The organism is Trichococcus shcherbakoviae, from assembly GCF_963666195.1.
Taxonomy (GTDB): Bacteria; Bacillota; Bacilli; order Lactobacillales; family Aerococcaceae; genus Trichococcus; species Trichococcus shcherbakoviae.
In genome coordinates this window covers 1,341,445-1,363,126 of sequence record NZ_OY762653.1, presented here as the reverse complement: position 1 = coordinate 1,363,126, position 21,682 = coordinate 1,341,445, and the positions used below count along the sequence as shown (strand labels likewise).

The 21,682-nt window shown below is 48.1% G+C and carries 20 protein-coding genes and 1 riboswitch; of the genes, 18 read left to right on the top strand and 2 right to left on the bottom strand.

Annotation, left to right across the window (positions count from 1 at the left end; genetic code table 11):
- The first annotated feature begins 126 nt into the window (after window positions 1–126).
- From rho to ACKPBX_RS06320, 4 genes are all read left to right on the top strand, one after another.
- Window positions 127–1,386 (top strand): transcription termination factor Rho, encoded by a 1,260-nt coding sequence (gene rho, locus ACKPBX_RS06335; protein WP_086628977.1) that lies wholly within the window; start codon window positions 127–129, stop codon window positions 1,384–1,386.
- 94 nt (window positions 1,387–1,480) lie between these two features.
- Window positions 1,481–1,846, top strand: a complete 366-nt coding sequence (gene traF, locus ACKPBX_RS06330) for a DUF6568 family protein (RefSeq protein WP_086628976.1) — start codon at window positions 1,481–1,483, stop codon at window positions 1,844–1,846.
- A 189-nt stretch (window positions 1,847–2,035) separates the two neighbouring features.
- Window positions 2,036–2,299, top strand: coding sequence for a type B 50S ribosomal protein L31 (locus ACKPBX_RS06325; RefSeq protein ID WP_086628975.1), 264 nt, complete (start codon window positions 2,036–2,038; stop codon window positions 2,297–2,299).
- 317 nt (window positions 2,300–2,616) lie between these two features.
- Window positions 2,617–3,747, top strand: coding sequence for a DUF1801 domain-containing protein (locus ACKPBX_RS06320; RefSeq protein WP_319996331.1), 1,131 nt, complete (start codon window positions 2,617–2,619; stop codon window positions 3,745–3,747).
- Between the two features lie 312 nt (window positions 3,748–4,059).
- On the opposite strand, the gene ACKPBX_RS06315 is transcribed toward ACKPBX_RS06320, so the two are convergent.
- Complete coding sequence (locus tag ACKPBX_RS06315) at window positions 4,060–4,839, bottom strand: SMI1/KNR4 family protein (protein ID WP_319996330.1); 780 nt, start codon at window positions 4,837–4,839, stop codon at window positions 4,060–4,062.
- 182 nt (window positions 4,840–5,021) lie between these two features.
- On the opposite strand from ACKPBX_RS06315, the gene ACKPBX_RS06310 reads away from it, so the two are divergent.
- From ACKPBX_RS06310 to ACKPBX_RS06265, 10 genes are all read left to right on the top strand, one after another.
- Complete coding sequence (locus tag ACKPBX_RS06310; protein ID WP_086628973.1) at window positions 5,022–5,579, top strand: LemA family protein; 558 nt, start codon at window positions 5,022–5,024, stop codon at window positions 5,577–5,579.
- A gap of 36 nt (window positions 5,580–5,615) precedes the next feature.
- Window positions 5,616–6,521 carry a zinc metalloprotease HtpX gene (htpX, locus tag ACKPBX_RS06305; RefSeq protein ID WP_086628972.1) on the top strand — a complete coding sequence of 302 codons (906 nt, stop codon included), beginning with the start codon at window positions 5,616–5,618 and terminating at the stop codon, window positions 6,519–6,521.
- Window positions 6,522–6,748: 227 nt separating this feature from the next.
- Complete coding sequence (locus ACKPBX_RS06300; protein ID WP_086628971.1) at window positions 6,749–7,498, top strand: hypothetical protein; 750 nt, start codon at window positions 6,749–6,751, stop codon at window positions 7,496–7,498.
- Window positions 7,499–7,673: 175 nt separating this feature from the next.
- Window positions 7,674–8,759: a D-alanine--D-alanine ligase gene (locus tag ACKPBX_RS06295; protein ID WP_319996329.1), complete on the top strand. Its 1,086-nt coding sequence runs from the start codon at window positions 7,674–7,676 to the stop codon at window positions 8,757–8,759.
- Between the two features lie 130 nt (window positions 8,760–8,889).
- On the top strand, window positions 8,890–10,266 hold the full coding sequence (locus ACKPBX_RS06290; RefSeq protein ID WP_319996328.1) for a UDP-N-acetylmuramoyl-tripeptide--D-alanyl-D-alanine ligase: 1,377 nt from the start codon (window positions 8,890–8,892) through the stop codon (window positions 10,264–10,266).
- 404 nt (window positions 10,267–10,670) lie between these two features.
- Window positions 10,671–12,239, top strand: a complete 1,569-nt coding sequence (locus ACKPBX_RS06285; RefSeq protein WP_086628968.1) for a degradosome RNA helicase CshA — start codon at window positions 10,671–10,673, stop codon at window positions 12,237–12,239.
- A gap of 122 nt (window positions 12,240–12,361) precedes the next feature.
- Complete coding sequence (gene acpS, locus ACKPBX_RS06280; RefSeq protein ID WP_319996327.1) at window positions 12,362–12,712, top strand: holo-ACP synthase; 351 nt, start codon at window positions 12,362–12,364, stop codon at window positions 12,710–12,712.
- A 15-nt stretch (window positions 12,713–12,727) separates the two neighbouring features.
- Window positions 12,728–13,849: an alanine racemase gene (gene alr / locus ACKPBX_RS06275; protein WP_319996326.1), complete on the top strand. Its 1,122-nt coding sequence runs from the start codon at window positions 12,728–12,730 to the stop codon at window positions 13,847–13,849.
- Window positions 13,850–14,200: 351 nt separating this feature from the next.
- Window positions 14,201–14,246: riboswitch (PreQ1 riboswitch) on the top strand.
- A gap of 6 nt (window positions 14,247–14,252) precedes the next feature.
- Window positions 14,253–14,741, top strand: a complete 489-nt coding sequence (locus ACKPBX_RS06270) for a QueT transporter family protein (protein ID WP_233436779.1) — start codon at window positions 14,253–14,255, stop codon at window positions 14,739–14,741.
- A gap of 142 nt (window positions 14,742–14,883) precedes the next feature.
- Window positions 14,884–15,531, top strand: a complete 648-nt coding sequence (locus tag ACKPBX_RS06265; protein WP_086628965.1) for an MBL fold metallo-hydrolase — start codon at window positions 14,884–14,886, stop codon at window positions 15,529–15,531.
- A gap of 213 nt (window positions 15,532–15,744) precedes the next feature.
- Here ACKPBX_RS06265 and cbpA read toward each other — a convergent pair whose 3' ends face one another.
- Complete coding sequence (gene cbpA / locus ACKPBX_RS06260) at window positions 15,745–16,386, bottom strand: cyclic di-AMP binding protein CbpA (protein WP_086628963.1); 642 nt, start codon at window positions 16,384–16,386, stop codon at window positions 15,745–15,747.
- Window positions 16,387–16,771: 385 nt separating this feature from the next.
- On the opposite strand from cbpA, the gene ACKPBX_RS06255 reads away from it, so the two are divergent.
- From ACKPBX_RS06255 to yycF, 4 genes are all read left to right on the top strand, one after another.
- A complete protein-coding gene (locus ACKPBX_RS06255) occupies window positions 16,772–18,106 on the top strand; it encodes a hemolysin family protein (protein ID WP_319996325.1) in 1,335 nt (444 codons plus the stop codon).
- A 71-nt stretch (window positions 18,107–18,177) separates the two neighbouring features.
- Window positions 18,178–18,906, top strand: a complete 729-nt coding sequence (locus tag ACKPBX_RS06250) for an O-methyltransferase (RefSeq protein WP_319996324.1) — start codon at window positions 18,178–18,180, stop codon at window positions 18,904–18,906.
- Window positions 18,907–19,384: 478 nt separating this feature from the next.
- Window positions 19,385–20,761, top strand: a complete 1,377-nt coding sequence (locus ACKPBX_RS06245) for a L,D-transpeptidase family protein (protein WP_319996323.1) — start codon at window positions 19,385–19,387, stop codon at window positions 20,759–20,761.
- A 211-nt stretch (window positions 20,762–20,972) separates the two neighbouring features.
- Window positions 20,973–21,680 carry a cell wall metabolism response regulator VicR gene (gene yycF, locus ACKPBX_RS06240; protein ID WP_272161075.1) on the top strand — a complete coding sequence of 236 codons (708 nt, stop codon included), beginning with the start codon at window positions 20,973–20,975 and terminating at the stop codon, window positions 21,678–21,680.
- The last annotated feature ends 2 nt before the right edge of the window (window positions 21,681–21,682 follow it).

Genomic DNA, 21,682 nt, shown 5'->3' with positions numbered 1-21,682 from the left:
CGCAACACGATAATAAGGAACACCTTCAAAGCAGCAACCGACTTTGGAGGTGTTTTGAATATTTTGTATATTGCCTTTGCCAGAAACAAGCATCATCAGAATGATAAGAGAGGAAGGTGGAGCTGTTTGGAAGATATGCTTACCTTGCATGAGTTGGAAAGTAAGACGCTGAAAGAAATATACACCTATGCCAGAGAATTGAAGATTCCCTATTACAGCCAAATGAACAAAAAAGAGCTGTCCTTGGCGGTCATCCGTGCCCAAGAGGAAAAACAAGGGTTCTTCATGACAGAGGGCATTTTAGATATCGTTGCTCAGGAAGGCTTCGGTTTTTTAAGGCCGATCAACTATTCGCCGAGCCAAGAAGACATTTATATATCGACATCGCAAATCAGACGCTTCGATCTGCGCAATGGAGACAAAGTAGCCGGAAAAGCCCGACCTCCGAAAGCATCCGAACGTTATTACGGCCTGATGCAAGTCAGCACAGTGAACGGAAAACGGCCTGATCAAGCCAAAGAACGCTCGCATTTCCCTGGGTTGACGCCCATATATCCGAACCATCAGATGAAATTGGAAAATACCCGGACAAACGTAACCGCTCGGATGGTCGATTTGTTCTCGCCCATCGGCTTCGGTCAACGTGGGATGATCGTTGCGCCTCCGAAAGCAGGGAAAACGACCCTGCTGAAAGAAATCGCGAACGGCATCACCACTAATCATCCCGATGTCGAACTGATCATGCTGCTCATCGATGAGCGTCCGGAAGAAGTGACGGATATCGAACGCAGTGTGAAGGGGGATGTCGTCTCCTCGACTTTCGACCAACAACCGGCAAACCATGTCCGGGTGGCGGAACTCGTCCTGGAAAGAGCCATGCGCCTTGTCGAAGACAAGCGTGATGTGGTCATCCTGATGGACAGCCTGACGCGTTTGGCCCGTGCCTATAACTTGGTCATACCGCCAAGCGGCCGTACTTTAAGCGGCGGTATCGATCCGGCAGCCTTTTATCGTCCGAAACGTTTCTTTGGTGCAGCCCGGAATATCGAGGACGGCGGCAGTCTGACGATCATCGCAACTGCGCTTGTCGACACCGGCAGCCGGATGGATGAAGTCATCTACGAAGAATTCAAGGGAACAGGGAACATGGAGCTTGTGCTTTCCCGTGAATTGGCGGAACGACGCATCTTCCCGGCCATCGACATCAAAAAATCGGGCACCCGCAGAGAAGACCTCCTGCTGGATGCAAAAACGATGGAGAATATCTACAAAGTCCGCCGCGGCATGCGCGGAGATGCTTTGGAATACACTGAGAGCTTCCTGAAACAAATGAACACGACCGAAAATAATGAAGCTTTGCTGACCCGGATTGCGTTGATGAAATAGAAGCGTGCCATACGGCAAGTGAGCAAATCATGAGCATTTTTTAAAGCTTCCCGGTATAGTGGGACTATCAAATCGCAAAACTGGAGGTTTTAAAATGTTTTTCAATAAAGGGAATTACGAAGAAGACACAAAAGAATTTATAGAGATCACGGCTGAAGAGTTTGAAGAAAAACTGGCTGCCGGCGAAAAAACGGTCGTTTATCTTGGGAAAGCCGTTTGCCCGTATTGCCGGAAATTTGTCCCTAAATTAGACAAAGTCCGCAAAGAAAAGAACCTGACGATCCATTATCTGGACAGCCTGAACACACCGACAGACCCTGCGATCCAAAGTCTGCGCGACAGAATGGGCGTCCGTACAGTGCCTGCGCTTGTGACGATCGATGGCCCAGGTCAATTCACGAATCTGAATGCCGACAGCAGCCTTTCCGAAGAAGAGATTGCAGCCATTCTGGATAAATAATTGAAAGGTGCTTCTTTCTCGGCACGGGCTGCAGGAGAAAAACGCATTATTTAAATTTACCATTGCATTCTTGCGGTTTGCGTGGTATCCTTTTAACGTTAAAAAGGATTACCCTGCGGTATACCTTTTATTACAAAAAGACAACTCTGGCTTAGTAAATAATCCAGGGCAAAAAGGAGCGAAAGAGACATGAAACAAGAAATCCATCCAAATTACCAAACAGTTGTGTTCATGGATACAACTACAGGATTCAAATTTTTATCAGGTTCAACTAAAGGTTCAAGCGAAAAAGTTGAATGGGAAGATGGCAACACTTACCCAATGATCCGTGTAGAAATTTCTTCTGATTCACACCCATTCTATACTGGACGTCAAAAATTCACGCAAGCCGATGGCCGTGTGGACCGCTTCAACAAAAAATATGGTTTCAAAAACAACGAAGAACAAGCATAATCTTCGTGAGAGCTTTCCCGGTTTCGGGAGGGCTCTTTTTTTGTTTGCATTTTATTTTGGGTTTCCCTTGGTGGTTGCGTCCTCCGGTGAGAGCCCGCTCCCCGGAGGACGCCGGTAATTTGATGGGCCCAGCTCCGATGAGCACCGCCTCGTCGTAGTTGAAGTCTATAGATGTGGCCGAACTCCGGCGAAGCCTTTGTTCCCCGGAGAAACGGTATCTTTCCCGTGTATCGGCTGTTATCCAGGCTTGGATTTTGCGGGTGGTCGTTGGGTTTGCTATGATAGCTTTAACAAGGAACGAGAGGGGAAGCGGAGAGATGGCATACGAACCTAAGACCAAACCCACGGAAGTATCCGTACAGGATTTCATCGAGGAAATCCAGCAGCGGCAAAAGAAAGAGGATGCATATGCGCTGCTGAAGTTGTTTGCGGAAGTGACCGGAGAGAAAGCCAAAATGTGGGGGCCGAGCATCATCGGATTCGGGAAATATCATTATCGGTACGCGAGCGGCCATGAAGGCGATGCCCCGCTGGCTGCCTTTTCGCCGCGCAAGACGGCGTTGACGTTTTATTTTATGCTACCGGAGGAAAAACGGGAAGAATTGCTTGTGAAGCTCGGAAAACACAAAATCGGAAAGGGCTGCGTGTACGTCAATAAACTTTCCGATATCGATACGGCTGTGCTGGAGGAGATGATCCGGGAAGACATCGCTCATGCGCACAAACTTTACGGTGAACAAGCTGCTGACAAACCGCTCCCGTCTTCGACTTCCCTCACGAAGCGGCTGGGATTCGAAAAATTCCAAAAGTGCGCCGTTCTGGGGGAAGAGCGCGCTGTGACTGATGATTTTGCTGATCTGGAAGCCTACGATACGGATCTGGATTCCGGGAAATACGATCTGATTTTTTCCTACGTCCTGACGCTGGAGGAACTGAATGAACGCGTATGGGATACGATCAAAGCGGAGCGCCTGAATCCGGAAGGATACCTTTATATCGCTTATCCGAAAATTGGGAACAAGACCTATGACACTTCGGTGCACCGCGATGCCATCTTTCCGAGCCTGGGCGTGGACGACGGCAGCGGTTATGTCGGCGACAGCACCCTGAAATTTGCGAGGATGGTCAAGCTGGATGATACGTTCACGCTCGTCGGGATGAAAAATGATGTCAAAGGAAAAGGCAAGCCAACCAAAGCAAGCAGCGGCAATGTGGCCGACTATGAGCAATTCATTCCGGATTTGCAGGGATATCTGGAAGTGGAGCATCGTGATGCCGCGAAGCTGTATGCGGAACTGACGCCGGGCTATCAGCGGGATTGGGCCCGCTACATCTACAGTGCCAAACAACCTGCTACGCAAGAGAAACGCAGAACGGAGATGCTCGATATCCTCGGCAAAGGACACAAGACGAAGAACCTTTATCAACGGTGGCTGAAGGAACAATAGTAATAACAAAAGCAGGAGAGTGCCGCATTGCGGCAACCCCCTGCTTTTAGCTTTTGTTATAAGGTCCCTGTCTTCTCCGGTGAAAGATCGCTTCACCGAAAGTACATCACTTCTCCGGTGAACGGAGGCTTCGCCGGAGTTCCGACTTCTTTTTCGGGTCCACCTCCGACGAGCCCTTCCCCGTCGGAAGTGACGGCATTTTCGCGGCACCAGCTTCGGCGAGCGATTCCTCATCGGAGCTGGTGCCGATTCTGTGAGCCCTTCTCCGGCGAGCGGGACGAGTGGGTACTGTCCGCGCGCACCCGCACGCATTCACTCATCCGCGAGTTCTTTTTCCAGCGTTCTCGCCAGCGCTTGGATTGTGGGGTCAGCATCGGCAAGAAAGTTCGCCAGCACAACGTGGACCGTATCCGGCAATTCGTTCCTGAAGTAGAGGATCTGCGTTTCCAGCGCTTCGCAAGCGACTGTCCGGCAGGCCGCATCGGGATGGTCGGAAAAATGCGCTATCCATTGGAGATACCATTGTTTGTCCGGGTCATCCTCAAAATGCAGAAACAGCTCAGGCAATTCCGCGGCATCGGCCAATAAAAAGGCGTGCGCACCTTCCGTGTGCGTGAGCCGGATTTCCTCTGGAACAGTCAGCGGTCCCGGTGTCAGGTTGTTCAGAAATTGACCAAAATCGGCAGCGACAGTCTGCCAATTGTCCGTTTCGATGTCGATGTGCCGGATGCTCGGCTCGCCGGACGGGGACAGTTTTGAATAATCGAAGGCAAATAGCTGGTTGCCGTTGCTGCTGAAAAGCACAAAATAGTCCGGCAGACCCGCTGAACGGGCAATTTCTTGTTGGGCATACAGGCTATTCTTGGGATCGTCGTGAAGTCCCAGGATGGCATGGACAGCTGCATAATCGATTCCATCCGATGTCGGCTCTTTGGTCTGGATGCGGGAACTTAACAGGTAGCCGCCGTTCTGTTCCGCCAACAGGTCAAGATAGGCCCGAGGCAGTTCGGCTGCGGTGATGTCTTTGTACAGCGGATCGGCTTTGAATAGGATGGGCAGATTTTTGAAAGTGTGTTGCGGGATGAAATACATAATTACACCTCATCTGATTTTCTTTCCTTCATAATATCACATAAGCCAACACTTTTCGGCGAAGAGGCAGTTAGTCTATTTTTTTACAAAATGAATAGACTCTTCTATAATGAAAGGTGTAGACGGAAATTTGTCTAGGTTAGCCGTTAGGTCGGTGAGAGAGAAAAGGAGCTGTGAGCAAAATGGAGTGGATAATAGGAATCATTGTAGTGGCAGCGATCATCGGGGCAGTATGGATCTCGTTGTATAACAGTCTTGTGAAAAATAAATTGTGGGTAACGGAAGCTTGGAGCCAGATCGATGTCCAGTTGAAACGCAGGAACGATCTGATACCGAACATCGTTGAGACAGTCAAAGGCTATGCAAAACATGAGCAGGAAACTTTGACAAAAGTCATCAATTTGCGGAACATGATTTCGGATATGGGAACCGAAGATCCGGCCAAGAAGATGGAACTGTCCAATCAACTTTCGAGCCAATTGCGGACTGTTTTTGCTTTGGCGGAAGCGTATCCCGATCTGAAGGCGAACCAAAATTTCTTGGCATTACAGGAAGAATTGTCCGCAACTGAAAATAAGATCGCTTATGCCCGCCAATTGTACAATTCAAGTGTTACGCAATACAACATCAAATTAGGGACATTCCCGAGCAATGTTGTGGCAAACGTCCATGGTTTCCGTCCGGAAGTCGTTTTGGCTACCCCGGAAGAAGAAAAAAATGTACCGAAAGTATCGTTCTGAGAAAATATGATTTAGACGGAAAGTTGGTGAGTACCTTTGCTCCATCAACAAATTGAGCAGAATAAACGGCGCACCGTGCTGATCGTATTCTTATTCTTTCTCCTGTTTGCGGCATTGGGGGCGGCCATCGGCTATCTGAATTGGGACAACGCTTTGTCCGGTGTTGCGCTTGCTTTGATCATCGGATTGGCCTACGTCGTCATCATGGTTGCACAATCCACACAAGTGGTCATGAGCCTGAACAATGCCAAGGAAATAACGGATAAGGCGCAATACCCGATGCTCTGGAATATCGTCGAGGAAATGACTATCGTGACACGGTTGCCTTTTCCGAGAATCTTCATCATCGAGGATGAAAGCCCGAATGCGTTTGCGGCCGGAAATTCGCCGGAAAAAGCATCTGTCGCCGTGACGACGGGATTGTTGAAGAAACTGAACCGGGAAGAGCTGACTGGGGTCTTGGCGCACGAATTCGCGCATATCCGCAACTATGACATCCGCTTATCCACTGTCGCTTTGGCGATAGCGGGGCTGATCGCGTTTTTGGCCCAGTTCAGCACCCGGATGATGTTTTGGGGTGGCGGTCGCCGACGCAGAAGCGATAACAGCGGAGGGGCGGGCATCATATTGCTGATCCTTTCCTTGCTGATCCTGGTTCTTTCGCCCTTTGTGGCCACCATCATCCGCTTGGCACTCTCCCGCAACCGGGAGTATCTGGCTGATGCGAGTGCGATTGAGTTCACACGCAATCCGGAAGGACTGAAATCCGCTTTAATCAAAATAGCGACAAGCGACCCGATGGAGGCAGCGAATGCAGCCAGTGCCTCGCTCTATATTGTGAATCCTTTCAAACGGATGAAGGAGGGCGAAGCAGAAAATGATGGCTTGTTTTCGACCCACCCTTCAACGGCAAACCGAATCAAACGATTAGAAGCTATGTAAATAGCTTCTTTTTTCGGACATTTTATGCAAATTGTACAAATAAAGTTCGGTTTCTGATGTGAAAACCCTTTCAATTTGTTGCTATGAAAAAAAATAGGGGAAAAAGGCAAATTATCTTTGTAAAAGATACGGATTTGTAATAATATTAACATGGTACTGATACCTTAATCGGATTTGCACGTAGTAGAATGATAATAAGGGATATTTCGGAAAGGGGGGGAACATTCATGAGCGAAGATATGTTATATGTTCATTATGAAACAGTCAGCAATTATGTTTTGAGCAAAGGGATAGCGGTGAAGGATTACACAAAGTTAGCCCGGAAGCTTCCGGAAAACTTATTGTTGGTGGATGGAAGAAAAAGTATTGGAACATATGATAATCATACCGGTTTTCAGGTGATCAAAGGCCAAGAAAACGTAAAAGCGTTCTTCCAAAAAGGGACGGACAATCAAACCGCTATGGGAAAATGGATTGATTTTGTGAATGTGGATATGTTGCATCTCCTCACCCCAATCGAAATATCCGAGATCCTGTATATCGCCCATGCGCATACGCACCTGCACTCACCGTTCTATTATAAATTACAAAACAACTACATCTACCTCACGTTGCCGAATGGCTTCATAAAAATGTACTATCGCTACCTGGAACAATTCCATGAGCTGTTCGCCGAAGCCATCACCGTCAAGTTGAAGGAAAAAGTGAATGAGAAGAAGCGCTTTTATCAGAAAGACAAAGAAATTGCGCCATTCCCGATCGAACGCGTGAAGGAATTCATTCCGATCTTCAAAGAAGGGGCCGTAATCTCCTTCAGGCAGATGAGCATCGAAGAAAATACATACTGCATCCCCTTGTTCATCGCGGAAGACCGTTACGCCAGCATCGGCGGCCGTTTCAACGAAAAGGATTCGGTGGGCACCATCTGTTATGACATGGAACGCAATGAGTGGAAAATTGACATAGACTTTGATTGAAAGCCTAAGCCGGAACTTAGGCTTTTTCTGTATCCATTGAGCCGGAATAAGCCATCTTGGCCCCAGCAAGAGGGCGGCCAAGCCACTTTTCACAAAAATCGTTTTAGGTAAAAAATAAATATGGTACAATGTTTCTTGATTAAGGTAGTTATCAAAAAATTCGGAGGATTTCTCGATGAAAATTTATTTGATTTACGGCGGAAAGAGCGCTGAGCACGATATCTCGATCCTGACAGCACATTCAATCATAAAGGCGATTTATTTCAACTATTATGAAGTTGTGCCCGTCTACATCACCAAGGCAGGCGCATGGATTCAAGGGCAATCCCTTTCTGAACCGGTGGCATTCTCTGAGAACCTTTATTTAGAGCCGGGTTCCGAGAAGCGTTTTGCTGATTCGCAAGATGGCAAATCCTACGGCGAACTTATTTCCCCTGCAGACATCCAGTCTGAGGATGCTGTCATTTTCCCCGTATTGCATGGCCCCAACGGAGAAGATGGAACGGTGCAAGGGCTTTTTGAAGTCCTTAATATGCCGTATGTCGGCTGTGGTGTCCTTGCCAGCGCCAGCGGAATGGACAAAATCGTCAGCAAGCATCTTTTCCAACAAGCAGGGTTGCCGCAAGTGCCTTACGTGGCCGTTACCCGTAACGACTGGAAAAATGACCGCGAGAAGATCTTTATCCAATGCGAAGGCAGCCTGATTTATCCGATGTACATCAAGCCAGCCAATATGGGCTCAAGCGTCGGCATTTCTAAAGCTACGAATCTTGAAGAGTTGACTGCAGCGATCGAAACGGCTTTCCGCTATGACCGTCGCGTGGTCGTTGAACAAGGCATCGAAGCCCGTGAAATCGAAATCGCGGTATTGGGTAATGACGATGTTCATACCTCCGTACCCGGTGAAATCGTTAAAACCAAAGATTTCTATGACTACGAAGAGAAGTACGGCAATGAAGAAGTGCTGCTGCAGATTCCGGCTGAATTACCGGAAGAAATCACTGCCAAATTGCAGAATTATGCAACGATCGCTTTCCGAGCGCTTGACGGCAGCGGGTTGAGCCGTTGTGATTTCTTTGTGACCAAAAACAATGAAATCTACATCAATGAAGTCAATACTTTGCCTGGCTTCACTTCCCGCAGCATGTATCCGTTGCTTTGGGAACAAACTGGGTTGAAGTACAGTGATCTGGTGGAAGAATTGATCCAATTGGCTTTAAAACGCCATGAAGAAAAACTATCTTATCAATTTGTAGAATGATGAATGAAAGGCCGTGATTTCCCTGATCGCCAGCAGCACCAAAAGCATGGAATGCTTGCTGCGAACCCAGGGAAGGACGGCCTTTTTTAGATCGGGCTTCTGAGAAATAATTGGAAATGAGGAACCAAATATGAAACCATTACGCATCATCGATGTTGTGAAAGCTGTCGGAGCGATCGACTATACGTCCGCTAATCGCTTCGCTGAAATAACTGCTGTTGTCTTCGACTCCCGCAAAGCAACGCCCGACAGTTTGTTTGTGCCTTTGCAGGGGGAAACGGATGGTCATGATTATGTCCAATCGGCAATCAAGAACGGCGCGGCAGCAACTTTATGGAGCCGTGAAGCAGGGGAAGCGCCTGAAGATATTGCCGTCATTCTCGTTGATGACACGCTGGAGGCTTTGCAAAAACTGGCGGAAGCCTACCTGAATATGATCCAACCAAAAGTGGTCGCGATCACGGGCAGCAACGGGAAAACGACCACCAAAGACATGACGGCGGCCGTCCTGTCCTCGAGGTTCCGTGTCCACAAAACGGAGGGCAATTACAATAATGAAATCGGCATGCCGATGACCATCCTGGATATGCCGGAAGACACTGAAGTGTTGGTGCTTGAAATGGGCATGAGCAACTTCGGTGAAATCAGCTTGTTGAGCCGATTGGCCAAACCGGATGTGGCTATCATCACGTTGATAGGGGACAGCCATCTGGAGTTCCTCGGGAGCCGCCGCGGCATCGCCAAAGCCAAGTTGGAAATTTTGGAGGGGCTGAAGCCGGAAGGGACGCTCATTTATCCTGGTGATGAGCCGTTGATCGCCGAAGAGCTGCCTCAGGGAAGCAACTTCCGTCAGCTGACTTTCGGCACGGACGAAACGGATACGGTCTATGCCTTTGCCATCGTTCCCGGTAAAACCAGAACAACTTTCCATGTGAATCTGGATCCGAATGTCGATCTGGAGATCCCTGTATTGGGTGTTTACAATGTCCGGAATGCCTTGGCCGCATTAGCAGCTGCACAGGTGTTGGGCATGACGGTCGCCGAAGTGAAGGAAGCCTTGGCGACCTTTCAGCTGACCGCCAACCGCACGCAGTGGTTGGATGGCGTAAATGGCTCGCAACTGTTGAACGATGCCTACAATGCCAGCCCGACTTCGATGACGGCCGTATTGCGTTCATTCGCACATCTGCCGCGTGAGGGCAAGAAAATTGCGGTGCTCGGGGATATCCGGGAATTGGGTGAACGTTCTGCTGAAATGCACGCTGCCTTGGCGGCTGAAATTTCCCCTGCAGACTTCGATCAGGTCTATCTTTACGGAACGGAAATGGCCGCTCTTTATGAAAACTTAAAGTCTGCCTTTCCGGAAGGAATACTTTATCATTATGTTGGGGAGAAGGCGCCATTGATCGATAAGCTGAAGGCAGAGCTTCAGCAAGCCGATCAAGTGCTGATCAAATCCAGTTTCGGCACCGATTTATTGGCGGTTGTGGCAGCTTTGCGTGTATAATAGGAAATGTAAAGGATTTGGATGGGTCGTGTCGTCGCATAAGCAAGGTTATCCCCTTTTCAGCCAATTTGGAGCGTAAGAGTCGATTGTCGGTAAATTGTAGAACTACTTGTCATTTTCATTAGAAATATCCTTACAACAAGGTTTTTTTGTAAGAAATTTCATTATTTTAAGAGGAAATGATTTGTAATACTCTGCGGAACGTGTTATTATTGCTGATGGTAAGAATAGAGAAATAAGAGGGTTTTTTCTGCGAAGTGCAGAATGTTTGATTTATCAAGCTTTCTATTCAAGGGATTAAGTAAAAAAGGTTTATCTTTTATTTATAAGATTATGAACCGTATTTAAATACGGGTAAAAGAAAAGACTCTCTAAATTTTAGTTTCTCAAAATTAGGAGGAAACATGAAATTTTCAGAATTAGGTTTAGATGCAGTATTATTACAGTCGATTGAGACAATGGGCTTCGAGGAAGCAACACCCATCCAAACGGAAACTATTCCTTTGGCGCTCAAAGGACTAGACGTTATCGGCCAAGCACAAACAGGTACTGGTAAAACAGCTGCTTTTGGATTGCCGATGTTGCAAAAAATCAACACAGAAAACAAAGCTATCCAAGGGATTGTTATCGCGCCAACACGTGAATTAGCGATTCAAACACAAGAAGAGCTTTATCGCTTAGGCAAAGACAAACGTGTATCCGTACAAGTTGTTTATGGTGGAGCAGATATCAGCCGTCAAATTCGCGCTTTAAAAAACAAACCGCAAATTATTGTTGGAACACCTGGTCGTCTTTTGGACCACATCAAACGCAAAACAATTCGTTTGGATCATATTGAAACGCTAGTTTTGGATGAAGCAGATGAAATGTTGAACATGGGCTTCTTGGAAGACATCGAAAGCATCCTTAGTGAAACACCGTCTGAGCGTCAAACATTGTTGTTCTCAGCAACGATGCCTGACCAGATCAAAAAAATCGGTGTTAAATTCATGCATGCTCCAGAACACGTAAAAATTAAGGCATCTCACGCTTCAGCTAACTTAATTGATCAATATTTCGTCAAATGTAAAGATTTCGAAAAATTCGATACAATGACTCGTTTGTTCGATGTTCAAAATCCGGAATTGGCTATCGTTTTCGGCCGTACAAAACGTCGTGTTGATGAATTGTCTAAAGGTTTGGAACTACGCGGTTACCGTGCAGAAGGAATCCATGGCGATTTGACACAACAAAAACGTATGAGTGTTTTGAATGCTTTCAAGACTGGCGAATTGGATTTCTTAGTAGCGACTGACGTTGCTGCTCGTGGATTGGATGTTACAGGTGTTACACACGTGTACAACTACGATATCCCTCAAGATCCAGAAAGCTATGTTCACCGTATCGGCCGTACTGGTCGTGCCGGTAAAGAAGGTATGTCAGTGACTTTCGTTACACCAAACGAAATGGATTACTTGCGTACAATCGAAAACTTAACCAAAAAACCGATCACTCCATTACAACCACCAAGTGACGAAGAAGCTTTCCGTGGCCAAGTGAAAACAGCTATGGATGAAGTGGAAACATTGGTTAAAGAAACAGAAACAGACAAATATCAACGTGCTGCTGTTCGTTTGCTTGAAGAGCACACAGCTGAAGATTTGGTAGCAGCATTCTTGAAGAGTCTTTCTAAAGATGCTACTGATGTTCCTGTTAAGATCACACCAGAACGCCCATTGCCTTCAAGAAAAGGTAAAGGCGGCGGTGGTTACAAAGGTAAGAGCACAGGCGGCGGCTACAAAGGTAACCGCGGTTCATCAGAAAGACGCGGAAGCGGCGAACGCAGCGGAGAACGCAGTGGCAACAAAAATCGCTCAAGCGACAGCAAACCACGCTCCGGCGGCAAACGCTATGATGACAAACGTGGCGGCGGCAGTGCCGGCGCACCTAAAAAAAGCAGCCATAGCTTCACTATCCGCAGCAACAACGACTAATTCGTGATCAAAACCTCTTCCCCTGGCGTAGGCCAATTGGAGAAGAGGTTTTTCTTATGGTGAAAATTTATGTTGTTTTTGGTAAAATGAGAACAATGCATGCAGAATAGGCGGTGATTGGAATGATTTATGGAATAGGATTGGACGTAACCGAGCTGGACCGCATCACGAAAGCCTACAATCGGCGTTCGGATTTTGCGGAACGGGTTCTGACCGAAGCGGAACTGAAGTTGTTCCTGGCTCTGAGCGGATCACGCCAAATGGAATTTTTGGCCGGTCGCTATGCCGCTAAGGAAGCTTTCTCGAAGGCTTATGGCACAGGCATCGGCAAGCTGTCTTTCCAAGATATCGAAATTTTGCCCGGAGAGAACCGGAAGCCTGAAATAACCAAATCTCCGTTTGATGGGACAGGATTCGTTTCCATCACCCATTCGGGGAACATCATTGCCGCGCAAGTGGTATTAGAAAAGTAAAGGGGTCTTTTACAAATGGTAGTAGGAAAGCACCGTCCCACAATAGAAACTGTCGATTTGGAAGCTATTTCGTGGAACATCCAACAAATCAGGAAGGGTCTGTCGCCTGGAAAGAAATTTTTCGCGGTCGTAAAGGCGGATGCCTATGGACTGGGAGCCGTCCCGGTTGCGAAAAAGGCGAAGGAAGCTGGTGTGGACGGTTTTTGTGTCGCGCTGTTGGATGAGGCAATGGAGCTGCGGGAGAATGGTCTGTCCGATGATTTCATCATGGTTGTTGGCCCAACGGAGGCAGAAGACGCTGCGCTTATAGCGGATAACGGAATCAGCGTGGCCGTCACGGCAGCGGAATGGCTGGAAGCGGCTTTGCCATATCTGCAGGAACGGAAAACGGAGCTGCCGGTCCGTGTGCATTTGGCGATCGACACCGGTATGGGCCGCATTGGTCTGCGTACGGTCGAGGAGGTCCAGGCCTTCGAAGCGCGTATTGCCGAATTGGATGGCTTTGTTTTCGAAGGTATCTTTACCCACTTCGCAACGGCCGACGGTGAAGATCCGACATTGGTGGAGCACCAGCTGACTTTGTTTGAAGAGATTTTGCAGGCGATGGCGCAACGACCGCCGATTGTGCATCTGGCGAATTCCGCGATTTCGCTTTGGCATGAAGCGTTTCGGACGGATGCGGTCCGCGTCGGAATCGCAATGTACGGCTACAACCCTTCCGACACCGTGTTGGAGCTTCCTTATGAACTGAAGCCATCCGTACAGTTGGATACCCAGATCAGCTACGTCAAACAGATGCATGAAGGCGACACAATCGCATACGGCGCCCGCTACCGTGCTTTTGAGGGAGAATGGATCGCTACGCTTCCGATCGGCTATGCCGACGGGTGGAGACGGGATCTTCGCCATCAGACAGTCATTGTGGATGGCCAGCGTTGTCCGATCCGGGGAGTCATCTGCATGGATCAATGCATGATCAGCCTGCCGAAAGAATATCCGGTCGGAACAAAAGTGACGCTCTTGGGGGAAAACGGCGGACTCGTCAACAATCCCTCCGAAATGGCGGTAACGATCGATACGATTGGCTATGAACTCTTGACGGGAATCAACGCCCGCGTTCCGCGCGTCTACAAATAGAAAAATGGGAAATCTGTGGGGTGCCTGACAAGGGAAGGCATTCCACAGATTTTTTGCTGCGCGAAAGACGGAGCGAAGTCACCTGAGAGCGTCACCTCCTGCCAGAAGCAGGTTCGCCGGAGGTGAGTTGCCCGAATGGGATCCTAACTCCGGCCAGCATCCCTTCGCCGGAGGAGCGCTGCCGAACGGAATCCCACCTCCGTCCAGAAGCGCTTCACCGGAGAAGAACAGTCATACGGGGAATCCGCATCTCTGCCGCTCTTTCCTTTAGGTAATGAAAATCAGATGAAAATGCGCCATTAGTCGTTTTCAAAAGAGAACATGTATGGTAAACTGTTTGAGCTCTCGAAGGAGTGCGTGGTTCGTCTACCATCCCACGAAAAAAAACTAGGAGGTTATTAGGTTGAGTACAAGAAAAATGGTTATCAATACAATTATCGCAGCGCTTTATGTTGCGTTGACAGGGATTTTTGCTTTTATGTCGTTCGGTGCCGTCCAATTCCGCGTTTCAGAAATGCTGAATCATTTGGTGGGCTACCACAAAGATTATAAATACGGTGTTTTGGCGGGTGTTTTTATCGCCAATCTGATCTTTTCAACATTAGGGGCTTGGGACTTGGTGTTCGGATTTGGTCAGACGTTGATCTCTTTCCTTATTCTGGAAAAATTATTCAAACCCAACGATTCTGAAATGAAACGAATGATGATGACCGCGTTCGTCTTCACGATGACGATGGTCCTTGTAGCGATCGAACTCTACATCGTTCTTGATTTGCCTTTCTGGTTCAGCTTTGTGACAGCGGCATTCGGTGAAGCCGTCGTACTGGTTGTCTCAGCACCGCTCATGAAATACATGAACAAAATCATCGGTTTTGCCGAGAAAATGGCCTGATCCATTAAAATTTCATATGAAAAAACTGGAGAACGGGGGCTTTTGCTGGATGAACAGCACAGACTCTTGTTTTTTTGCTAGGATATTTCTCATCGTTCTCTTATAATAGAGAGGTAATCGAAAAAGAGGGAGGAAATAATATATGGAAATGTACGCAATTACAGTCGGTCCTATCCAGGAAAACTGTTATTTTTTGATCGGCGACCATGAGAATGACACAATCATCTTTGATCCAGGTGAGCAAGCGGAGGACATCATCGCAGCCATCGAAGAGAATGAGTTGCATCCGATAGCGATCGTGTTGACCCATGCGCACTATGATCACATAGGGGCCCTCGAAACAATCCGGGAAAAATACGACGTTCCCGTCTATCAAAATCCTATCGAACGGGAATGGCTGTTGGATCCGGAACTGAACGGATCAGCACGCAATCCGAACGTTCCGGATGTCCGACTGGCGAAGGAAGCGGATGTCTTCTTCGAGGAGATGGGGCCTTACGAAATCGGCGAATTCCGTTTTGAGATGCAACACATTCCCGGACATTCGCCAGGAAGCACCGTCTTCATTTTCCGCGAGAACGGGTTCGCAATCGTTGGGGACGTCATCTTTAAAGGCAGCGTCGGACGCAGCGATTTGCCGGGCGGCAGCCATGAAACTTTGATCGAAGGAATCCAGAAATATATCGTACCTCTTCCAGGGGAAACGGTCCTGTTCCCGGGACACGGCGATCCTACGACAGTGAGGGAAGAAATCTATTCAAACCCCTATTTGAATGGCGCTACTCGCTGATCCGAGTACACGCGAAAAAAGTCGGACAAGCACAAGGCTTTGTCCGACTTTTTTTTATTAATCATTAGATCGAGCGGGCGTCTGGAGCCGGAGCGGAATTCCCGATGAAGGCCGCCTCGCCGGGAAAATGCCACCCGTCCGGAGTGGAATTCCCGATGAAGGTTTCCACACCGGGAAACGCCGCTCCGGACACCTGATGTGACGGGTTGGATTTCAAAAATCGACTTGCAGATTTTCGATTTCCGTCACGCGGAAATCCTTACGCTCCAGCGCTTTTACGATGGAGTCCAGCACCTGTTTGGGCGTGCCAGCTGGTAAAGTGACCAATACCCTGCGCAACGCGTCTTCCCGGTTTATGTCCAAGGAAATGCAGCTGGCGATGGAGGAGTAGCGGTTGATGATTTTGGTGATATGGTATAGATCGCCTTTCTGGCCGGGCGCGATGACCGTCAGCACATAGCTGCCGACATCAATGCTCCATGATTGGGCCAACATGTTCAACAAGGCGTTATGGGTCAGAATGCCGTAGAAGGTCATGTCCTTATTCAAAACGGAAATGTAGGGCAATTCTTTGATGGTAAAAAATACCTTAAAGAATGAGCTGTCTATCGAAATGAATTTTGTGGCATTCTTCAGCAGATGCGTGACGGGCAGGTTCATGTCCCCGCCGTTCGCTTTGTGCCGATAGATATGCATTTTGTAGATATTTCCACGAAAAATGGTTTCTGTTTCGTCCAAGATCGGAACGCAACGGTAGCCGGAATCTTCAAGGATATCCAGTGCATCCCGAAGTGTGGCTGACTCTTTGACGATGGTCAACTCCCTTTTGGGGATGGCAAGTGAGCGGATAAGCATATTATTAAAATCCTCCTAAAAACGCGGTTGTCTAATGTGATAATAACATTAAAATAAAAAAAAGCAACGGTTATAAACGCATAGTTGGAAATTCTTAAACATTTGATAAATCAAGCAGTAAAGCCCTTCCAAGATCATGGTAGCCTCCGCTAAACATTAGATTGGAATGAGAACACTTGTCGGTACCGGAAGGCTGAAGGAAGAAGAGCCGGAAAGCTCCAGCAGGCACCGTATGAAAAATCTCTTGATTTTTCGAACGGAGTTCACTATATTTAGTAGTATATAATTGAACAGAATCTATATATTTTTATGCAACTGCACAAAGCCTTGTTTCAGGGCATGACCCAGTTGCGTGATTCACCATAAAAAAGGAGAAAAAAATCATATGAACCCAGACCCCGAAGGCCAGTCGTTACTATCAAAAATAGCATTGATCCTAACCCTGACTTTACTGAATGCTTATTTCGCCTCAGCCGAATTGGCATTTGTTTCCATCAACCGTTCCAAAATCGAGAAGCTGGCCAAAGACGGCGACAAGAAATCACAGAAAGTTTTGCGTCTCTTAGAGAATCCGGATGATTTCTTGGCCACTATCCAAGTTGCCATCACGTTTGCCGGATTCTTCAGCAGTGCATCGGCTTCATCCAATTTCGTCGGCTATATCGAACCGTTGTTGGGAAGCATCACCGGCGGCAAGACGATAGCGATGATCATCATCACCGTTGTCCTTTCCTACATCACGCTCGTGTTCGGCGAACTGTACCCTAAACAGATCGCCTTGCAGATGCCTGAAACGATTGCGCGCCACACTGCTGGCCCAATCGTTGTCGTCAAGACCCTCTTCAAGCCGTTTGTTTGGCTTTTGTCATTTTCGACCGGTATCCTGAAGAAGCTGACGCCGATCGAATTCACGAATGAGGAAGAGAAGCTCACCCGTGATGAAATGAAGGCCATCCTGGCACAGAGCCGAGGCGAAGGGGTCATCGACCCATCCGAGTTCACGATGATGCAGGGGGTGCTTTCGTTGGACACGAAGCTTGCCCGCGAATTGATGGTGCCGCGTACCGACACCTTGATGATGGATCTGGATGATGATCTGGAATACAACATTGCACTGGTCCTGAACAGCCAATATTCCCGGATTCCGGTCTATGAGGAAGATAAGGATAATATCATCGGCGTTCTGCATATGAAAAATGTTTTGAAGGCGTCAAAGGAAGTCGGTTTCGAGCGGATCGCTTTCCGTGAGTTGGTCAATACGCCTTTGTTTGTCCCTTCCACTATTTATATCGATGATCTCTTGGTCGAGTTCCGCAAGACCCACACGCATATGGCCATCATCAAGGATGAATACGGCGGCGTGGAGGGGATCATCACCCTTGAGGACCTTCTGGAGGAAATCGTTGGGGACATTGAAGATGAATATGATGAAATTTACCGCCTGTCGAAAAAAATCGATGACAATCACTATGTCGTGAATGGACGCATGCCGTTGGACAAGTTCAATCAATTGTTCAAAACAGCGCTCGCTTCCGAAGAAGTGGATACGATCGCCGGCTATATGATCGAGGAACTCGGCTATTTTCCGAAAGATGATGAGCATGCGACGATTCAGACTGGAGAGTACCTGCTGACGACTACTCAGGTCGAAAGCGGCCGGATCCGTGGCATCCGTGTCACGAGAGAGCCCGTCCAAACAGTGGTTGTTGAAGATGAATAAGCGCAAGGCTGGGATCCCTTCCCAGCCTTGTTGCCATTGATAAAAGAGTATCTGATAAGGAGAAAAAAAGTATGGCATTGAACGAAATGATGGACAGACCCGTCGTAAAGAAAGAACTGGTCGCTTTTATGCGCGACAGACTGAAGCGTTTCCCTGGAGAATTGGGGGAACTGGAAAAGACCGCGAATGAAAGAGGCGTGCCGATCATCCCGCATGAAACAGCTGTTTTCCTGAATATGCTGCTGGGCCAGATCAAACCGAAACAAATATTGGAAATAGGAGCGGCGATCGGCTTCTCAGGCAGCCTGATGGCGCAGCATGTCGGACCGCAAGGCCACGTCACGACCATCGATCGTTTTGAAGTCATGATCAACCACGCCAAAGCGAATTTTGAAAAACTCGGCATCGCGGACAAAGTGACGCTGCTGGAAGGCGATGCGGCGGAAGTCCTGCCTACTTTGGAAGGACCGTATGATTTCATCTTTATGGACAGCGCGAAATCAAAATATTATGAATTTTTGCCCCACTGCATCCGGCTTCTGAAGAAAGACGGCATGCTAGTCATCGATGATGTTTTCCAAGGCGGAACCATCCTGGATGATGAAGCCGATGTTCCCAAAAGGGTCCGCAAAATTCACCGCCGTCTGAACAAACTGATGGATACCGTATTGGACCACCCGGCATTGGAAACCTCCCTCGTGCCTCTTGGTGATGGCCTCTTGCTGATCGTCAAAAAAGAAGACTTTGATTTCGGCTACATCCTCGATGAAATCAAAGCAGAGACCCAAAATCGCGCATAAGAACCACAGGGGCCGTCTCGAAAATGGGATGGCCCTTCTTTGTGGTTTGACGGTATGATTATCCGTTCCGCGGGTCGCGATTGTGGCGAGATTCACCGCCAAAACTGCTTTCGCGGGGAATCTCGTGTTGTCCGCTGATGTTATTCCCCGCCAAGGCTGTTTTGGCGGGTTTTCTGCCGGTAATTTGAACTGAGTTTGCCCGCCAACGTGGTTTTGGCGGGTTATTTTTGAGCACATATTTAATTTCCGGATGCAACCTTTTTGCTAGCCACAACTTATGAAAATGCGGGCGTGTCTGTTTGCATTTCTTCCGCATTGGTATTATGATAAGTGTCTAAGAAGCGGGCTATTATAAAAAAATTAAGATAAAATAGGTTGCTTTTCGAGGGAAACATGGTAAAGTAATAAAAAGTAAGTTGCGAATTTTTGTAACACAAATGCAATCTTTTTGTAACAAAACGAGAAGGTGGTCTGGACAGTGAAAAAGAAACCCATCATCATTGGCGCTACAGCGGTCGTATTGATCGCAGCCGGATACTTTGGTGCAGGTAGCTATTATGAGAATAAATTCTTACCGAATACGATGCTGGATGGCATTGACATATCGAATGATACCGTAGCCCAAGCAAAAGAAGAAACAACCGCAGCAATTGCCCAAGCGCAGATCCAAATCGTCGAAAATGGAGAGACTATCCATGCGTTCACACCTGCTGACCTAGGTGTTTCCATCGACAACACCGAGAAATTGGAAACGATGAAAGCAGAACAAAGTGGTTGGAATTGGCCGATTCTACTGTTCCAAGAAAAACAGGAAGAAACCGACCTTAGCGGCGTATCCGTTGACGAAACGGCTTTAGGGAATATTTTGGCGGCGATGCCGTTGGAGAACGACAGTCGCACGGCCCCTGTGAACGCTACAGTCGTCAAAGGGACAAACGGTTACGAAATTTCGCCTGAAACGGCAGGGAATAGGGTCGATCTGGAATTGTTGAAGGCAACGATGCTGAAAGCAGTCCTTGCCGGAGAAACCGAAATCGATCTGGCACAAGCCTATCAACAGCCAACATTAACGGCGGATGATCCAATTCTGGCGGAAACGTTGCAAAAATTGGATGATTTGACTGATACGGTTATCCAATACACCATTTCCGGACAGACAGAGACTGTGCCGCAAACAGCCATCGTCGAATGGTTGGGCATTGACGAGAACGGCGAAGTGTCCGTCAATCGCGAAGGCGTTGCAGCCTATCTGCAAGGACTGAGCGACAAGTACAGCACCTTCTCCCGTACGCGCGATTTCTTGGCAACGGACGGCGAAACGGTGCAAGTCCCATCCGGCACGTATGGATGGACACTGGCTGTCGCAGCCGAAACGGAAAATCTGATCGACTATGTTTTGGCAGGTGAAGACGTGACGGTAACGCCGAATTACAACGGCACCGGCTATCATGCGGATGGCGCGGACATCGGCACCAGCTATGTCGAAGTGGACCTTTCAAGCCAACACATGTGGTATTACCAAGATGGCGCTGTTGTGCTCGAGACGGATATCGTTTCCGGTCATCCGCTGTCGCCGACTCCGACAGGGGTCTTCTACATATGGAACAAAGAAGAGGATGCCGTTCTGAAAGGCTACAATCCGAGAACCGAAAAGGATTACGAATCGCCTGTCGAATACTGGATGCCAGTCGATTGGACTGGGGTCGGTATCCACGATTCACCTTGGCAGCCTGCTTACGGCGGTGAATATTGGCTGACTGCCGGCTCGAATGGTTGTGTCAATACGCCGCCAGGGGTAATGGCTGAATTGTTCGGGATGATCGGTATCGGGGTTCCGGTCGTCATCCACAGCTGATGAATCAATGAACGAATGCCATAACGTCAAATAGGGGGAGGAGCCATCAGTCAGGAATACGATTGATGACTCGTCCTTTTTTGTACAGTTGTGCGGGTGCTGACCATGCGGCAAATCAGGAACGCTTTGCACATAACCGGTTGCAATTGTATAATAAAGAGTAGACGTTCCGAAAGGGACAGTGAGTTGCAAGAAACAAGGAGGTTTGAAGATGAAAAAGGTATTAGTGGTAGACGATGAAAAGCCAATCTCAGATATAATCAAGTTTAATCTGACCAAAGAAGGTTATGAGGTCTTCACTGCATTTGATGGTGAAGAAGCCTTGGCGCAGTTTGCGGAAGTAGGCCCGGATATCATCCTGCTGGATCTGATGCTGCCAAAGATGGACGGCTTGGAAGTCTGCCGGGAAATCCGCAAGACGAGCGATGTGCCGATCATCATGCTGACGGCAAAAGACTCCGAAATCGACAAAGTGCTTGGGCTTGAATTGGGTGCGGATGACTATGTCACGAAGCCATTTTCGAACCGGGAATTGGTAGCGCGCGTAAAAGCCAACTTGAGGAGACAAGCCTCGCCAGTCGCGGCACCGCCTGAAGAGGACGATACAAATGAAATCAAAATTGGAGCACTGATCATCCATGAAGATGCCTACATCGTGTCGAAGCGCGGGGTGGAGATCGAGTTGACCCACCGCGAATTCGAATTATTGCATTATTTGGCGAAACATATCGGCCAAGTAATGACGCGGGAGCATCTGCTGCAGACTGTATGGGGATATGATTATTTCGGAGATGTCCGCACTGTCGATGTGACGGTCCGCAGACTGCGCGAAAAAATCGAAGATACACCGAGCCATCCGACTTGGTTGATCACGCGAAGAGGAGTAGGCTACTTCTTGAAGAATCCGGATCAGGAGTAAGC

Excerpts from the sequence above, each read along its gene's own strand:
- alr (WP_319996326.1), top strand. The coding sequence starts at position 12,728 with ATGGTAGTAGGAAAGCACCGTCCCACAATAGAAACTGTCGATTTGGAA.
- ACKPBX_RS06315 (WP_319996330.1), bottom strand. The coding sequence starts at position 4,839 with ATGTATTTCATCCCGCAACACACTTTCAAAAATCTGCCCATCCTATTC.
- yycF (WP_272161075.1), top strand. The coding sequence starts at position 20,973 with ATGAAAAAGGTATTAGTGGTAGACGATGAAAAGCCAATCTCAGATATA.
- ACKPBX_RS06250 (WP_319996324.1), top strand. The coding sequence starts at position 18,178 with ATGGCATTGAACGAAATGATGGACAGACCCGTCGTAAAGAAAGAACTG.
- ACKPBX_RS06295 (WP_319996329.1), top strand. The coding sequence starts at position 7,674 with ATGAAAATTTATTTGATTTACGGCGGAAAGAGCGCTGAGCACGATATC.
- ACKPBX_RS06325 (WP_086628975.1), top strand. The coding sequence starts at position 2,036 with ATGAAACAAGAAATCCATCCAAATTACCAAACAGTTGTGTTCATGGAT.
- ACKPBX_RS06320 (WP_319996331.1), top strand. The coding sequence starts at position 2,617 with ATGGCATACGAACCTAAGACCAAACCCACGGAAGTATCCGTACAGGAT.
- acpS (WP_319996327.1), top strand. The coding sequence starts at position 12,362 with ATGATTTATGGAATAGGATTGGACGTAACCGAGCTGGACCGCATCACG.
- ACKPBX_RS06300 (WP_086628971.1), top strand. The coding sequence starts at position 6,749 with ATGAGCGAAGATATGTTATATGTTCATTATGAAACAGTCAGCAATTAT.
- cbpA (WP_086628963.1), bottom strand. The coding sequence starts at position 16,386 with ATGCTTATCCGCTCACTTGCCATCCCCAAAAGGGAGTTGACCATCGTC.
- ACKPBX_RS06265 (WP_086628965.1), top strand. The coding sequence starts at position 14,884 with ATGGAAATGTACGCAATTACAGTCGGTCCTATCCAGGAAAACTGTTAT.
- ACKPBX_RS06290 (WP_319996328.1), top strand. The coding sequence starts at position 8,890 with ATGAAACCATTACGCATCATCGATGTTGTGAAAGCTGTCGGAGCGATC.
- ACKPBX_RS06285 (WP_086628968.1), top strand. The coding sequence starts at position 10,671 with ATGAAATTTTCAGAATTAGGTTTAGATGCAGTATTATTACAGTCGATT.
- ACKPBX_RS06310 (WP_086628973.1), top strand. The coding sequence starts at position 5,022 with ATGGAGTGGATAATAGGAATCATTGTAGTGGCAGCGATCATCGGGGCA.
- traF (WP_086628976.1), top strand. The coding sequence starts at position 1,481 with ATGTTTTTCAATAAAGGGAATTACGAAGAAGACACAAAAGAATTTATA.
- ACKPBX_RS06255 (WP_319996325.1), top strand. The coding sequence starts at position 16,772 with ATGAACCCAGACCCCGAAGGCCAGTCGTTACTATCAAAAATAGCATTG.